Origin of the sequence: Ramlibacter albus (assembly GCF_014297445.1) — a bacterium.
GTDB classification, from domain to species: Bacteria; Pseudomonadota; Gammaproteobacteria; order Burkholderiales; family Burkholderiaceae_C; genus Ramlibacter; species Ramlibacter albus.
In genome coordinates, this window is record NZ_JACORU010000005.1 from 264,954 (window position 1) to 278,834 (window position 13,881).

Genomic DNA, 13,881 nt, shown 5'->3' on the forward strand with positions numbered 1-13,881 from the left:
GCACGCAGACTAGCTTTCCCCCAGCATCCCCTGCGCGTCTTCATCGAAGCCCGCCGCCGGCGTGGCCTTCGCGAGTGCCATCCACACACCGAAGGGAAGCCCTGCGCGCGTGCGCCGCTTCGCGGCGCGCGCGACGCGCAAGCGGCCTTGCTCCAGCATCATCACGCCGCACTCGCCGGGGATTTCGTCGGGCTCGCCGACAGGCCGGCCGCGCGCATCGCTGCCCAGCACGTACCAGCACTCGCCGAGGTCGAGGTAGGCGCCGCGCTTGGCTTCCTGCTTCAGGTCGCCGAGCAGGTCGGCACGCCGGACCTTCACCTCGTGCACGATCGGCTCGACATACGATTCGACCGACGTGTGCCGGATCGAGAACACGTCGGGCTTGGCGATGCACCAGCGCAGCGGCCTGGCCTCATCGCCCGTGGGCACCTGCGCGCGCAGGCTGAGCCCGCGCCACGCGAGCCGGCCGGCGCGCACCATCTCCTGCGCGACCAGCTCCACGAGCGCCTCGTGGGCCGACAACGCGCCGCGGTTGCGCGCGAGCGCTTGCGAGAGCCATTGCACGCCCGCGTCGGTGACGCGCAGCGTCTCGTGGCCGAAAGCCGAGCGCACGCGTTCGAGCAGGCCGGCGGCCAGCAAATCGATCTCGAGTGCGTCCTGGCAGGGCCAGCCGGCCGAGCGGTAGACCTCGCGCAGGCGGCGGGCGTGGGCGCGCCCGAGGGGTGGAGCGACTGCGACTTTCTCCATGGCACAGGAGTGTAGTAGGTACCCTCCGACGAAGGTTCGCGTCCCCGGCTGATCGGGGCTTCACGAGGGCTCACCACAATACCGGCATGGATGACAAAGCTGTCTACGGCATCACTGCGCTTCGCTATTCCGGCTCCCAGATCGTCGAGGCGATGGTGGGGCTGGTCGACGAGAACATGGCCGGCTGGGACCTCGGGCCCACGCCGACGAAACTGGTCGACGTGGTGGACCTCCTGGTGGAGGGCGACAAGGTGATCACCGTCTTCCCCGATGACGATGGTGGGCTCGAGCCCGGCCCGCAGGTGAAGGTGGACGTGCTGGCCGAAGGCACCGAGACGCTCGCGCTCGCCGAGGAGCGCCCGGGCAAGCGCCTCGCGGACCTCCCTCGGTTCTAGGGCCTAGGCGGCCGCGCGTCGCGGCAGCCGGATGAGGCCCGTCGACAGGGCCACCCCGCAGATGATCACCGCGCCGCACAGGACCATCCACGGCGTGACGGGCTCATCGAGGAACACCGCGCCGTACACGATGGCGAAGACGGGGATGGCGAACGTCACCGTCACGGCGCGCGCGGGGCCCAGGCTTTCGATCAGGCGGAAATACAGGACGTACGCGACGCCGGTGCAAAGCACGCCGACCACCGTGACGGCGACCCACGCCTGCGCGCCGGGCATTTGCGCGGGCCAGAGCCACAGCGCGGGCAGCAGCAGGCCGAGCGTCGCGCCCATCTGGCTACCCGTGGCCGTGACCAGCGAAGGCAGGCCTTTGAGGTAACGCTTGGTCGCATTGGCCGCGATGCCGTAGAACACCGTGGCAACCAGGCACGCGAGAACAGCCCACGCGCCGTCTGCCGCAGTGGCTTCCGGGCGGAACCCCGCCTTGTCCCACGCGAGCATGCCCACGCCCACGAAGCCCATGGCGAGGCCCACCATGCGCGAGGCGTCGAGTCGTTCGCCGAGCCAGACCCACGCGACGATCGCGCCGAAGAGCGGCACGGTGGCATTGAGAATGGCGGACAGGCCGGTGGTGATGGACAGCACCGCGAACGCGAACAGCGCGAATGGGATGCCGGAATTGATCAGGCCGATCAGCAGCACGGACTTCCAATGCTGGCGGAACGTGGGTCCGAGCCCCCGCATCAGCATGAGCGGAACGAGGAAGGCGGTGGCAATGGCGACGCGAGCCGCGGCGGTCGGCAACGCGCCGAAGTCCACCACCGCGAGGCGCATGAAGAGGAACGACGCGCCCCAGATGGCGGCGAGCAGGACGAAGTCGACGATGGCGGCGGGACTCATGAGTTCGCCAGTGTGCAGGCAAAGCAGCGAGCCGCCGCCGCGCCATTGATGAAACTTGCCCGCCGCATTGATACCGCAGTCACATCAATGCGCGTTCGAGTTTGAGAAGCGCCGTCTTGCGATCGAGCCCGCCCGCATAGCCGGTGAGCTGCCCGCCCGAGCCGAGCACGCGATGGCAGGGCACGACGATCGACAACGGGTTGCGCCCGATCGCGGCACCCACCGCGCGCGATGCGGCAGGCTTGCCGATGCGCTGCCCGATCAAGGAGTAGCTGCTGGTGTCCCCGCACGGAATGGCCAGCAGCGCATTCCACACCGACTGCTGGAAAGACGTGCCGAGGCCGAGGTCCAGCGGCAGGTCGAAGCGCGTGCGCGTGCCGTCGAAGTACTCCTGCAACTGCGCTATCGCCTGCTGCAGGACGGGGTGCCCGGGGTTCTCCGGCCAGCCGCGCATGTCGGGCTGGTGGCGCTGCCCGTCGAACCACAGGCCCGCAAGCCCTTTCGACGTGGCGCCGAGGATGATGGTGCCCAGGGGCGAGCCCCAGCGTGCGATTTCCATGGTGGTGTCCTTCACATCGAGTGCCAGGCGCGGATGACCGCGTAGCTGCGCCACGGCTTCCACGCCTGCGAGGCGGCTTCGGCCTCGCGCGCGGGGTTGCGTTCGCCCTGCACGCCCAGCGCCTTGTGCAGCGCGACGTCGCCGGCGGGGAAGGCATCGGGCCAGCGCAGGGCGCGCATGGCGATGTATTGCGCGGTCCAGTCGCCGATGCCCGGCAGTTCCTTCAGGGCCGTGGTGGTGGCTGCAACGTCCGCGCCGCCGTGCAACGCGATGCGGCCTTCGGCCACCGCCTTGGCGATGCCCACGATCGCTGCCTGGCGCTGCTTGACGATGCCGAGCTGCCCCAGTGCGTCGCCTTCCGCCTGCGCGAGCACGGCCGGCGCGGGGAAGAGCTTGCGCAGGGCCGGGTAGGGCGTTTCGACGGCGTCACCGAAGCGGTCGACGAGCCGCTGCGCAAGCGTGCGTGCCGCCGCGACGGTGATCTGCTGGCCGAGCACGGCACGTACCGCGAGCTCGTAGCCGCTCACCGCGCCCGGCACGCGCAGCCCGTCGCCTTGCGGGAAGCGCTCGTGCAGCACGGCATTGATCGCCTGCGGGTCGGCGTCGAGGTCGAGCATTGCGCGCACCCGGCGGATCACGAGCGGCAGCGCTTCGCGCAGGCTCGGGCTCACCTCCAGCTGCACCTGCGGCTGCGTGGCGTCGAAACGCGCGATGAACCAGCCCGCTACGCTGCCGTCCTTCGTGGACACGGCGAGCGTGCGGCCGAGCGTGAGCTTGTCCATGTCCACGAACTCGAGCCCGTCGATGCGCCGTGTCGCGAAGAACGACAGCATCGCGGCCGTGTCGTACGGCGGGCGCAAGCCCAGCCGCACCTGCGGACCGGCGCCACCGCGGCCGCCTTCGCGCCGCAGCTGTGTCGGGTTCAGCCCGTAGTGCTGGACGAACGCCGCGTTGAAGCGCCGCACGCTCGCGAAGCCGCTGGAGAGTGCCACCTGCGTGATGGGCAGGTCGGTGTCGGCCAGCAGCTGCTTGGCCGTGAGCAGCCGCCGGGTCTGCAGGTACTGCAGCGGCGAGACGCCGAACTGGGCCTCGAAGATGCGGCGCAGGTGCCGGTCGCTCACGCCGAGGCGGCCGGCGAGGTCCTCCACGGAGGGTGTGCCGTCGCTCCATGCTTCGGGCTCGTCCAGCAGGCGCGCGGCCTGCTGGGCCAGGATCGCGCTCGCGTCCTGGATGGACCACGTGAGCGCGCGCGGCGCCAGCTCGGGGCGGCAGCGCAGGCACGGCCGGAAGCCGGCGCTCTCGGCCTGCGCGGCATGGCTGAAGAAGCGGCAGTTCTCGCGGCGGGGCGTGCGCACCTTGCAGACGGGCCGGCAGTAGATGCCGGTGGTGGTGACGCCGGTGAAGAAACGCCCGTCGAAGCGCGCGTCCCGCGCCTTCAGGGCGAGGTAGCAGGCATCGGGCTGGAGGGCTTCGGCGACCGGGGGCATGAGGGCCATGATACGCAGCGGCGGGGCTGCGACTGGCCGTTTCCGGACATGTCCCCGGGCGGGGTCAGCGCGCGCCGGGGAAGTTGTGCAGGACGTCGTCCTTGGTCTTCTTGAGGGCCGCGGCGCGGGTGCTGGCCTCGGTGACCGAAACGCTCAGCGCCTGCATCGTCAGCTGCACTCTCAGCAGGCCCGCGCCGGACAGCAGGTCGCCGTCGAGCTTTTCCTCGTCCAGCGCTTCGACGAGTTTCTTCTCCAGCTCGGTGACGACGGCGACGGACTGGGTGAACTGCGCTTGTGACGAGCCATCGGGCCTGGGCGCGGCAGGCGCGGCGGTGACGGGCGGCGTGGAACTGGAGATGGACGACATGGCGGGCCTTTGCGGATGGGTATGCCCGGTTCGTGGCACCGCGTGCGCGGCGGTTCCTTCACCCCACCTCATGCAGGACCCGCCCCTACAATTTCCCGATGCAACCCAGCCCCAGTATCTTCAAGGCCTACGATGTCCGCGGCATCGTCCCCACCACCTTGGACGAGGAGGTGGCCGAAGCGCTCGGCCGCGCTTTCGGCACGCTCGCGCTGAAGGAAGGCGAGACGACAGTCGCGGTGGGCCGCGACGGCCGGCTCAGCGGCCCCTCGCTTTCCGCCGCACTCGTGCGCGGCCTCACCTCCACCGGCCTGGACGTCATCGACGTCGGCATGGTGACCACGCCCATGCTGTACTTCGCCGCGAGCACGCTGTGCGAAAGCGGCATCCAGGTCACCGGCAGCCACAACCCGAAGGACTACAACGGCTTCAAGATGGTGATGCGCGGCCGCGCGATCTACGGCGACGAGATCCAGGCCTTGCGGCAGGTGATCGAGCAGCGCTCGTGGAAGCAGGCGGGCCAGCCGGGCAACATCCGCAACGTCAACATCCTCGCGCCGTACCGCGACCGCATCGTCGCCGACATCAAGCTCGCGCGGCCGCTGAAGATCGTCGTGGATTGCGGCAACGGCGTGGCAGGCGCGTCGGCGCCGGGCATCTTTCGCGCGATCGGCTGCGAGGTGACGGAGCTGTTCAGCGAGGTCGACGGCAACTTCCCCAACCACCACCCGGACCCGAGCAAGCCGGAGAACCTGCGCGACCTGATCGCGAAGCTGAAGGAGACCGGCGCCGACCTGGGCCTCGCGTTCGACGGCGACGGCGACCGCCTCGGCATCATCACGCGCGGCGGCAACAACATCTACCCGGACCGGCAGATGATGCTGTTCGCGCGCGACGTGCTCTCGCGCGTGCCGGGCGGCACGATCCTGTTCGACGTGAAGTGCACGCAGCGGCTTGCGCCGACGATCCGCGAGGCGGGCGGCCAGCCGTTGATGTTCAAGACGGGGCATTCACTGATCAAGGCGAAGATGCGCGAGGTGGGTTCGCCGCTCGGGGGCGAGATGAGCGGGCACATCTTCTTCAAGGAGCGGTGGTACGGCTTCGACGACGGCACCTATGCGGGGTGCCGGTTGCTCGAGATCCTGTCGCGCCATGAGGACCCCAGCGCCGTGCTCGATGCGTTGCCCACGAGCTATTCGACGCCGGAGCTGAATGTGCAGTGTGCCGAGGGCGAGCCGCACCGCCTGGTGGCGCAACTCGTGCGCGAGGCGAAGTTCGATGCGCCGGCGGAGGTGTCGACCATCGACGGCGTGCGGGTGGATTGGCCGGACGGGTTCGGGCTGATCCGCGCTTCGAACACGACACCGGTGCTCGTGCTGCGCTTCGAGGGGCATACGCCCGAAGCGCTGCACCGGATCGAGCACGAAATGCTCGCGCTGCTGAGGACGGTGAAGCCTGACGCTAAGATCGGCGCCGCGGCGCATTGAGGCTGCGCAGGGGTGCACGAAGGCTGTCATCCCGGGCTTGACCCGGGATCCATGCCGGCGCGTCGCCTCGCCACCATGGATTGCGGGTCGAGCCCGCAATGACACCTTTTGAACATCCTCATCGTCAAGCTTTCTTCATTGGGCGACGTCGTGCACACGATGCCGGCGGTCCAGGACATCCGCCGCGCGCTGCCGGCGGCGCGCATCGACTGGGTCGTGGAGCGCGGCTTCGCGCCGCTCGTGGAGCGCTGCGAGGGGGTGCGCAAGGTGATTCCCTGTGAGCTGCGCAAGTGGCGCAAGGACCCGTTCTCGGCCGAAACGCGCCATGCATGGCGCGCATTCCGCGACGACCTGCAGTCCACCCCGTACGACGCCGTGGTCGATGTGCAGGGGCTCACCAAATCCGCGCTGGTCGCGCACGTGGCGCGCATCGCGGCCGGTGGAAAGCGCTTTGCGATGGCCAACCGCACCGAAGGCTCGAGTTACGAAGCGGCCACGCGCTGGCTGGCCGACGTGGCGGTGCCGATCCAGCCGCACATCCACGCGGTGGAGAGGGCGCGCGAGCTGTGTGCGCGTGCGCTGCGGTACGCAGTGCCGCAGCCGCTGCGTTTCGGTTTGATGGCTCGCGACAGCGCTCCGGGCGGTGGATCGTCGCCGGACGTCGCTGCACGACGCGGCCCGGTTGCGTTCATCCACGGCACCTCCCGCGCGGACAAGGCCTGGCCCGAAACCCATTGGATCGAGCTGGGCCGCACGCTCGCGGCCGAAGGCGCGACCCTCGCGCTGCCACACGGCTCCGACGACGAAGAAACCGCCAGCCGCCGCATGGCGCAGTCCATCGGCCCGGCGGCCGGAGTGTGGCCGCGCATGAAGCTCGACGCGCTCACCGACCGCCTCGCGGGCTGCGCCGGCGCGATTGGCGTGGACAGCGGCCTGAGCCACATCGCGGTGGCGCTGGACCTGCCGCACGTGCAGGTCTACAACTTCGACACCGCATGGCGCACGGGGCCGCTGCCGGGCATGGCGCGTCAGCGCAGCGTCTACGCGCAACCCGCGCCTTCGGTGGCCGACGTTCTGCACGCCTGGCGCGCAGTCGGCGGGCCGCGGTGACAGGCGCCGGGCAGGCGACAATCGCGCGGCCATGATGCGCCCGCTCTACACCCTTGCCATGCTCGGCGCGCAGCCGCTGCTGCGGCGCAAGCTGCGCCGGCGCGGCGTGGCGGAGCCGGGTTACCTCGAACACGTGGAGGAGCGCTTCGGCCGTTACGAAGGCGCGACGCAGCCGGGGCGGCTGTGGATCCACGCGGTGTCCCTGGGAGAAACGCGTGCGGCCGCGATCCTTGTCGATGCCTTGCGGCGCGAGCAGCCGGGTTTGCGCCTGCTGCTCACGCACGGCACGGCGACCGGCCGCGCCGAAGGCCTGCGCCTGCTGCGTGACGGCGACGCGCAGGCGTGGTTGCCCTGGGACACGCCGGGCGCGGTGACGCGCTTCCTCAACCACTTCAGGCCCAGCGCGGGCGTGCTGATGGAAACCGAGGTGTGGCCCAACATCGCGGCGCTGTGCAAGGCGCAGGGCGTGCCGCTGGCGCTGGCGAATGCGCGTCTCTCGGAGAAGTCGCTGGCGCAGACGCGGCGGCTGTCGGGCTTGTCCCGGCCGGCGTATGGCTCTCTTTCGGCCGTGTGGGCGCAGACCGAGGCCGATGCGCGGCGGCTGGCCGAAGCCGGGGCGACCGTGAAAGGCGTCTTCGGCAACCTGAAATTCGATGCGACGCCGAACGGCGCGCAGATCGCGCAAGGGCAGGCATGGCGCTTTTCGCTGGGCCGGCCCGTCGTCATGTTCGCGAGCTCGCGCGAGGGCGAGGAGGCGGAGTTCCTGCGAGCGTTGCCGCGCGATGCGGGCGTGCAATGGCTGGTCGTGCCGCGCCATCCGCAACGCTTCGACGAAGTCGCCGGGCTCGTCGCGCAGGCGGGGTTCACCGTGTCGCGCCGCAGTGCGTGGGGTGATTCACCCGAGCGCGCTGACGTGTGGATCGGCGATTCGCTTGGCGAGATGGCGCTGTACTACGGCCTGTCCGACGTTGCGTTGCTCGGTGGCAGTTTCGCGCCACTTGGCGGGCAGAACCTGATCGAAGCCGCCGCCTGTGGCTGCCCTGTGGTGATGGGACCGCACACGTTCAACTTCGCCGAAGCCGCGGAGCTTGCGGAGCAGGCCGGTGCCGCGTTACGCGTGAGTGGGATGGAAGAGGGCGTGCGCCGGGGCGTCGCAGTCGCAAAGGATCACCGCGACATCACGCAAGCGTGCCTTGCGTTCGCCGCGGCGCATCGCGGTGCGGCGGCGAAAACCGCCGCCGCCGTGCTCGGTCTGCTCAGGGCTTGAGCAGCTGGCTCAAACGCGTCAGGTCATCCGGCGTCAACGTCCCGTTCGCCTGCCGCAGCTTCAGGTGCCCCAGCACCACGTTGTAGCGCGCCTGCGCGAGGTCGCGCTTGGTCTGGAACAGCTGGCTCTGCGCGTTCAGCACGTCGATGTTGATGCGCACGCCCACCTGGTAGCCGAGGCGGTTTGCGTCCAGCGCGCTCTGGCTTGATGCCTCCGCGGCTTCCAGCGCGCGCACCTGGCCCTCGCCGGAAACAACGCCGAAGTAGGCGGTGCGCACCTGCTGCGCCACCGTGCGGCGCGTTGCTTCCAGGTCGTCGCGCGCCTTCTGCTCCAGCGCCAGCGTCTCGCGGATGCGGTTCTGCGTGGCGAAGCCGGCGAAGAGCGGCAGGTTGAAGTTCAGGCCGATGCTGCCCAGCTTGGGCCGGTTGTCGATGCCCGAAGTGGTGCTGCCGCCGACGTTGCGCGTGACGTTCTGCGAGGCCACGAGGTCCACCGTGGGTTTGTGGCCGGCACGCGCCTTGTCGACTTCGAGCGTCGCGATGTCGACCGCGGCGCGCTGGAGCAGGATTTGCGGGCTCGCCGCCTCGGCCTGCTGCACCCACGCCTCGGGGTCCGCCGGCTGCGGGCTCGGCACCTTGGTGACGGCCACCGGATCCGGCTCGACATTGTTCTTGCCGACGATGGTGTCCAGCGCGAGCTTCTTCACCCGCAGGTCGTTCTCGGCCGCGATCTCCTGCGCCAGCACGAGGTCGTAGCGGGCCTGCGCTTCGCGCGTGTCGGTGATGGTCGCTGTCCCGACCTCGAAGTTGCGCTTGGCGGAGGCTAGCTGTTCGGCCACCGCGGCTTTCTGCGCGCGAACGAAAGCCAGTGTGTCCTGCGCGGCGAGCACGTCGAAGTAGGCCTGGCTCACGCGGATGACGAGGTCCTGCCCCGCCACCGTGAGCTGGTACTCGGCTTGCTGCGCCTGCTTGTCGCCCTGCTTGAAGGTGGCCCAGTTCGCGGGGCGGTACAGCGGCTGCGAAGCGCTGACGGTGGCCGACTGCGTGGTGTAGTAGCGGTCAGCGGGCGGCACGTCCAGCTCGAAGTGCGAACGCGTCACGTTGGCGGCGAGGCCCGCCTGCGGCAGGATGCCGGCCACCGCCTGCGCGGCGCGCGCGAGGTTGGCTTCGTACTGCGACCGCGCCGACTGCCAGTTGGCGTCCTGCGCGCGCGCGGCCTCGTACAGCTGCAGCAGGCTTTCGGCCCGCGCCGGGGCCGCGAACGCCAGGCCGACTGCCAGCGCCAGGGGAACGAGCCGCATCGATTTCATTCTTGGTTTCTTTCCGTCTTCTTGAAGGTCAATAGCGAGGAACGCCCGGGTCGCGTTCGGCCGACCACAGGTCGATGCCGCCCGCAATGTTGGCGACGCGTGAAAAGCCCTGCTGGGCGAGGAACATCGCCACCCGCTGGCTGCGCGCGCCGTGGTGGCACAGCACGGCGACGGGGCGGCCCGAGTCCATCTCGCCCAGGCGGGCGGGGATCTGCGCCATCGGGATGGCGACCAGCTCGAAGCCCTCGGGCTTCACGCCGGCCGCCTGCAGCTCCCACGGCTCGCGCACGTCCAGCACCACCGGCACGGCGCCGCCCGAGGCCGCGTCGGCGAGCCAGTCGGGAAGCTGCGAGGGACGGACCTGGTCGATCATCAGAACGAAAACCGCGAGGGCTCGGGGAAGTTGGCCAGGCGCGGGGCCACGGTGTCCCAGGGCTGCTTCGTCTCGTACGACGCATCGCCGGTGCGGGTGATGAAGGTGGCGCGCATGACCGGCTCGTTGCCGGTGATGGCCGCCAGCCGGCCGCCGACCTTGAGCTGCTCCAGCAGCGCGCGCGGCACCTCGGGCACGGAGCCGGAGAGCACGATCACGTCGAACGGCGCCTCGCCCGGCAGGCCCTTGGACCCGTCGGCCTGCCTCACGTCCACGTTGGCGAGGCCGGCCTTCTGCAGGTTGGCACGGGCGGTGGCAGCAAGGCCGGCGTCCACTTCCAGGGTGATCACGCGCGCGGCGCGCTTGCCCAGCAGGGCGGCCATGTAGCCCGAGCCGGTGCCGACCTCCAGCACCTTCTCGTCCGGCTTGACGTCCAGGTCCTGCAGCATGCGCGCTTCCACCTTGGGCGCCAGCATGCTGCGGCCGCCGCCCAGCGGCAGCTCCATGTCCACGAAGGCCAGCGCCTTGTGCGCGGCCGGGACGAAATCCTCGCGCTTGACCAGCCCGAGCAGGTCCAGCACTTCGGGGTCGAGCACGTCCCAGGGGCGGATCTGCTGCTCGATCATGTTGAAGCGGGCGCGTTCGAGGTCTTGGGGGGCGGTCATGGCATTCCTCCGGGGGCGGGTTCAGGACAAACCGTCGATTCTAGAAGCCGGCTGGCCCTCGGGGCTTGCGCCACCTCCAGAAGAGGCCGTTTTCCGGTTGCGCCCGAACGCCCAGCTCGCCAGGTCGTCCAGGTAACAGTAGACGACCGGCACGACCACCAGTGTCAGGAGCGACGAGGTGATCACCCCGCCGATCACCGCCTGCCCCATCGGCGCGCGCTGCTCCGAGCCCTCGGTGAGCGCGAAGGCCAGCGGCACCATGCCGAAGATCATGGCCAGCGTGGTCATCAGGATCGGGCGCAGCCGCACCTTGGCCGCGTACAGCAGCGCCTCCGAACGTTGCATGCCCTGCTCGCGCATGCGGATGGCGAAGTCCACCAGCAGGATGGCGTTCTTGGTCACCAGGCCCATGAGCATCACGATGCCGATCACGGAGAAGATCGACAGCGTCGAGCGGAAGGCCATGAGCGCCAGCACGACGCCGATCAGCGTGAGCGGCAGCGAGGTCATCAGCGCCAGCGGCTGCAGGAAGCTCTTGAACTGGCTGGCGAGGATCATGTAGATGAAGACCACCGCCATCGCGAGCGCGCTGACGGCGTAGCCGAACGACTCCTGCATGTTCTTGGTGGAGCCGCCGAACTGGTAGCGGTAGCCGGGCGGGAACTGCACCTCTTCGAGTTTTGCCTTGATGTCCTTCGACACGTCGCCGGCCGCGCGGCCGAACGCGTTGGCGTTGATCGCCACCTCGCGCGTCAGGTCCCGACGGTTGATCTGGTTGGGCCCGGTCGTCTCCCTGATGCTCGCCACCTGGTTCAGGCGCACGATGCGGGGGCTGCCGTCGGCATTGGTGCCCATGGCAAAGGGAAGGCGTTCGAGGTCCTGCGGCGCGACGCGCGCGTCGGGCGAGAGGCGCACGTTGACGTCGTAGGTCTGGTCGTCGGGGGCGCGCCAGTTGCCGACGGTCTGGCCTGCGACGAGCGTGCGCAGCGAGCCGGCAATCTGGCCGACGGACAGGCCGAGGTCGGACGCGGCATCGCGCTTCACGTCGACGCCGACGACCGGCTTGTCGGGCTTGACGCTCGAGTCGAGGTCGACGAGGCCGGGGATCGGGCGCACCTTGTCCATCACCAGGCGCGAGAGCCGCTCCAGCTCCTTGAGGTCGGGCCCCTGCAGCGAGAACTCGATCTGCTTGTTGCCGCCCACCGAGTCGAGCAGGCCCACGTGCGTGACCGTGATGCCGGGAACCTGCTTGAGCCGCTCGCGCAGAACGCCCGACATCTGGTCCACGCTGCGCGTGCGCAGCTTGCGGTCCGTGAGGCGCACATAGACGTACGCGTAGATCTTGCCCTGCGCGTTGCCGGCGTTGACCATCGCGAGCGTGTAGCGAACCTCGGGGAACTCGCGCACGATGGCCTCGACCTGGCGCGCCTTGGCCTCGGTGAGCTCCAGCGACGAGCCCACCGGCGTGTAGAAGTTGATCGACGTCTCGGAGAAGTCCGCCTTGGGCACGAACTCGGTGCCCAGCAGCGGCACCATGAAGATGCTGGTGACGAAGATCGCGATGGAGCCGAGCACGGTGGCCAGCTTGTGCCCGAGCGACCAGCGCAGGATCGCCTGGTAGGCGTCGATGAGCCAGTCGGTGGCGTGGTCGAACCATGCCGTCACGCGGCCGATCGTCCTGTCGTAGAGCGTGGGGTTGTCCCTGGGCTTGCCGTGCGACTCGATCTCCGGGTCGTGCCAGATTGACGACAGCATCGGGTCCAGCGTGAAGCTCACGAACATCGAGATCAGCACGGCCGCCACGATGGTCACGCCGAACTCGTGGAAGAACTTGCCGATGATGCCGCCCATGAAGCCGATGGGCAGGAACACCGCCACGATGGAGAACGTGGTCGCCAGCACCGCAAGCCCGATCTCGTTGGTGCCGTCGAGCGACGCCTGGTAGGGCTGCTTGCCCATCTGCACGTGCCGCACGATGTTCTCGCGCACGACGATGGCGTCGTCGATCAGCAGGCCCACGCACAGCGACAGCGCCATCAGCGTGATCATGTTCACCGAGAAGCCGAACGCGTACATGAAGAGGAACGTGCCGATCAGCGCGATGGGCAGCGTGAGGCCGGTGATGACCGTGGAGCGCCACGAGTTCAGGAACAGGAAGACGATGAGGATGGTCAGTGCCGCGCCTTCGAACAGCGTGCGCTGCACGTTGGCGACAGCCACGCGGATCGGCCGCGAGCCGTCGGTCACTTCCTGCAGCCGCACGCCCGGCGGCAGCTGCTTCTTCATCTCCTCGACCGTGGACTTCAGCCCGTCGATGACGTCGATGGTGTTCTCGTCCTGGGCCTTCTGCACGGCCAGCAGCAGCGTGCGCTCGCCGTTGTAGAGGGCCAGGCTGTCGATCTCCTGCCCGCCGTCGCTCACGCGCGCGACCTGCTCGATGCGCACCGGCGCGCCGGCCTTGCGCGCGACGATGATCTTGCCGAAGTCTTCCGGCCGCTGCATGCGCGCGTCGATCTGCACCACGCGCTCCTGCGCGAGCGAGCGGATCGCGCCGAGCGGCAGGTCCTGGTTCTCGTTGCGCACGGCCGCCACCACCTGGTCGGCCGTGATGCCCAGCGCCTCCATCGCGCCCGGGTTGAGGTAGATGTTGATCTCGCGCTTGGTGCCGCCCACGAGCGACACGGAGCCGACGCCGCGCACGTTCTCCAGGCGCTTCTTCAGGACCTGGTCGGCCCAGTTGGTGAGTTCGACGGCGTTCGGTGCCTTGCCCTTGGAGGCATCCGGCAGCACGGCGATCGACCAGATCGCGCGGCTGGCCGGGTCGAAGCGCAGCACGCGCGGCTCCTTCACTTCCGTGCGGAAGGTCGGGCGCACCGCAGCCACCTTCTCGCGCACGTCCTCGGCCGCCTTGCGCCCGTCGATGTGCAACTGGAACTCGATGATGACGACGCCCGTGCCCTCGTAGCTGCGCGAGGTGAGGGCGTTGATGCCCGCGATGGAGTTCACCGCCTCCTCGATCTTCTTGGTGACCTCGGACTCGACGATCTCGGGCGACGCGCCCGGGTAGTCGGCCTGCACCACCACGACCGGCAGGTCGATGTTGGGGAACTGGTCGACCTTCAGGCGCTGGTAGGAGAAGGCGCCCAGCACCACGATGGCGAGCATCACCATCGTGGCGAACACCGGGTTCTTCAGGCTGACGCGGGTGAACCACATGGCGC

Annotated in this window: 13 protein-coding genes; 4 read left to right on the plus strand and 9 right to left on the minus strand. The window is 69.4% G+C overall.

Annotated features, from left to right (window positions below):
- Positions 1-9: 9 nt before the first annotated feature.
- Positions 10-747, minus strand: a complete 738-nt coding sequence (locus H8R02_RS15510; RefSeq protein ID WP_187082342.1) for a hypothetical protein — start codon at positions 745-747, stop codon at positions 10-12.
- Positions 748-833: 86 nt separating this feature from the next.
- On the opposite strand from H8R02_RS15510, the gene H8R02_RS15515 reads away from it, so the two are divergent.
- Positions 834-1,142 (plus strand): hypothetical protein, encoded by a 309-nt coding sequence (locus H8R02_RS15515; protein WP_187082343.1) that lies wholly within the window; start codon positions 834-836, stop codon positions 1,140-1,142.
- 3 nt (positions 1,143-1,145) lie between these two features.
- Here H8R02_RS15515 and H8R02_RS15520 read toward each other — a convergent pair whose 3' ends face one another.
- From H8R02_RS15520 to H8R02_RS15535, 4 genes are all read right to left on the minus strand, one after another.
- Complete coding sequence (locus H8R02_RS15520; protein ID WP_187082344.1) at positions 1,146-2,039, minus strand: DMT family transporter; 894 nt, start codon at positions 2,037-2,039, stop codon at positions 1,146-1,148.
- Positions 2,040-2,118: 79 nt separating this feature from the next.
- Positions 2,119-2,598: a methylated-DNA--[protein]-cysteine S-methyltransferase gene (locus tag H8R02_RS15525; protein ID WP_187082345.1), complete on the minus strand. Its 480-nt coding sequence runs from the start codon at positions 2,596-2,598 to the stop codon at positions 2,119-2,121.
- 11 nt (positions 2,599-2,609) lie between these two features.
- Positions 2,610-4,085 carry a DNA-3-methyladenine glycosylase 2 family protein gene (locus tag H8R02_RS15530; RefSeq protein WP_187082346.1) on the minus strand — a complete coding sequence of 492 codons (1,476 nt, stop codon included), beginning with the start codon at positions 4,083-4,085 and terminating at the stop codon, positions 2,610-2,612.
- A gap of 64 nt (positions 4,086-4,149) precedes the next feature.
- Positions 4,150-4,452 (minus strand): hypothetical protein, encoded by a 303-nt coding sequence (locus H8R02_RS15535; RefSeq protein ID WP_187082347.1) that lies wholly within the window; start codon positions 4,450-4,452, stop codon positions 4,150-4,152.
- 98 nt (positions 4,453-4,550) lie between these two features.
- On the opposite strand from H8R02_RS15535, the gene H8R02_RS15540 reads away from it, so the two are divergent.
- The 3 genes from H8R02_RS15540 to H8R02_RS15550 all read left to right on the plus strand — a co-directional run bounded on the left by H8R02_RS15540 (position 4,551) and on the right by H8R02_RS15550 (position 8,313).
- On the plus strand, positions 4,551-5,936 hold the full coding sequence (locus H8R02_RS15540; protein ID WP_187082348.1) for a phosphomannomutase/phosphoglucomutase: 1,386 nt from the start codon (positions 4,551-4,553) through the stop codon (positions 5,934-5,936).
- Between the two features lie 108 nt (positions 5,937-6,044).
- Positions 6,045-7,046, plus strand: a complete 1,002-nt coding sequence (gene waaC, locus H8R02_RS15545; protein WP_187082349.1) for a lipopolysaccharide heptosyltransferase I — start codon at positions 6,045-6,047, stop codon at positions 7,044-7,046.
- A gap of 31 nt (positions 7,047-7,077) precedes the next feature.
- The gene (locus H8R02_RS15550; RefSeq protein ID WP_187082350.1) at positions 7,078-8,313 is read left to right on the plus strand and encodes a 3-deoxy-D-manno-octulosonic acid transferase; all 1,236 of its coding nucleotides are present in this window, start codon (positions 7,078-7,080) and stop codon (positions 8,311-8,313) included.
- Here the strand turns inward: H8R02_RS15550 and H8R02_RS15555 are convergent.
- Genes H8R02_RS15555 through H8R02_RS15570 form a run of 4 tightly spaced genes read right to left on the minus strand, consistent with a single transcriptional unit; the run spans position 8,303 to position 13,876 of the window.
- Positions 8,303-9,622: a TolC family outer membrane protein gene (locus H8R02_RS15555; RefSeq protein WP_187082351.1), complete on the minus strand. Its 1,320-nt coding sequence runs from the start codon at positions 9,620-9,622 to the stop codon at positions 8,303-8,305. The two genes, H8R02_RS15550 and H8R02_RS15555, sit on opposite strands and share 11 nt — an antisense overlap.
- 28 nt (positions 9,623-9,650) lie before the next feature.
- Positions 9,651-9,995 carry a rhodanese-like domain-containing protein gene (locus H8R02_RS15560; RefSeq protein ID WP_187082352.1) on the minus strand — a complete coding sequence of 115 codons (345 nt, stop codon included), beginning with the start codon at positions 9,993-9,995 and terminating at the stop codon, positions 9,651-9,653.
- Entirely contained in the window at positions 9,995-10,660 is a 666-nt protein-coding gene (locus H8R02_RS15565; RefSeq protein ID WP_187082353.1) for a protein-L-isoaspartate O-methyltransferase family protein, read from the minus strand. Before H8R02_RS15565 ends, H8R02_RS15560 begins: the two co-directional genes overlap by 1 nt.
- A gap of 21 nt (positions 10,661-10,681) precedes the next feature.
- The gene (locus H8R02_RS15570; protein WP_187082354.1) at positions 10,682-13,876 is read right to left on the minus strand and encodes an efflux RND transporter permease subunit; all 3,195 of its coding nucleotides are present in this window, start codon (positions 13,874-13,876) and stop codon (positions 10,682-10,684) included.
- Between the last annotated feature and the right edge of the window lie 5 nt (positions 13,877-13,881).

What these genes read in the sequence shown, in the direction of transcription:
- H8R02_RS15530 (WP_187082346.1), bottom strand. Translation starts at nt 4,085, where the DNA reads ATGCCCCCGGTCGCCGAAGCCCTCCAGCCCGATGCCTGCTACCTCGCC.
- H8R02_RS15555 (WP_187082351.1), bottom strand. Translation starts at nt 9,622, where the DNA reads ATGAAATCGATGCGGCTCGTTCCCCTGGCGCTGGCAGTCGGCCTGGCG.
- H8R02_RS15510 (WP_187082342.1), bottom strand. Translation starts at nt 747, where the DNA reads ATGGAGAAAGTCGCAGTCGCTCCACCCCTCGGGCGCGCCCACGCCCGC.
- H8R02_RS15525 (WP_187082345.1), bottom strand. Translation starts at nt 2,598, where the DNA reads ATGGAAATCGCACGCTGGGGCTCGCCCCTGGGCACCATCATCCTCGGC.
- H8R02_RS15535 (WP_187082347.1), bottom strand. Translation starts at nt 4,452, where the DNA reads ATGTCGTCCATCTCCAGTTCCACGCCGCCCGTCACCGCCGCGCCTGCC.
- H8R02_RS15550 (WP_187082350.1), top strand. Translation starts at nt 7,078, where the DNA reads ATGATGCGCCCGCTCTACACCCTTGCCATGCTCGGCGCGCAGCCGCTG.
- H8R02_RS15515 (WP_187082343.1), top strand. Translation starts at nt 834, where the DNA reads ATGGATGACAAAGCTGTCTACGGCATCACTGCGCTTCGCTATTCCGGC.
- H8R02_RS15520 (WP_187082344.1), bottom strand. Translation starts at nt 2,039, where the DNA reads ATGAGTCCCGCCGCCATCGTCGACTTCGTCCTGCTCGCCGCCATCTGG.
- H8R02_RS15565 (WP_187082353.1), bottom strand. Translation starts at nt 10,660, where the DNA reads ATGACCGCCCCCCAAGACCTCGAACGCGCCCGCTTCAACATGATCGAG.
- H8R02_RS15560 (WP_187082352.1), bottom strand. Translation starts at nt 9,995, where the DNA reads ATGATCGACCAGGTCCGTCCCTCGCAGCTTCCCGACTGGCTCGCCGAC.
- H8R02_RS15540 (WP_187082348.1), top strand. Translation starts at nt 4,551, where the DNA reads ATGCAACCCAGCCCCAGTATCTTCAAGGCCTACGATGTCCGCGGCATC.
- H8R02_RS15570 (WP_187082354.1), bottom strand. Translation starts at nt 13,876, where the DNA reads ATGTGGTTCACCCGCGTCAGCCTGAAGAACCCGGTGTTCGCCACGATG.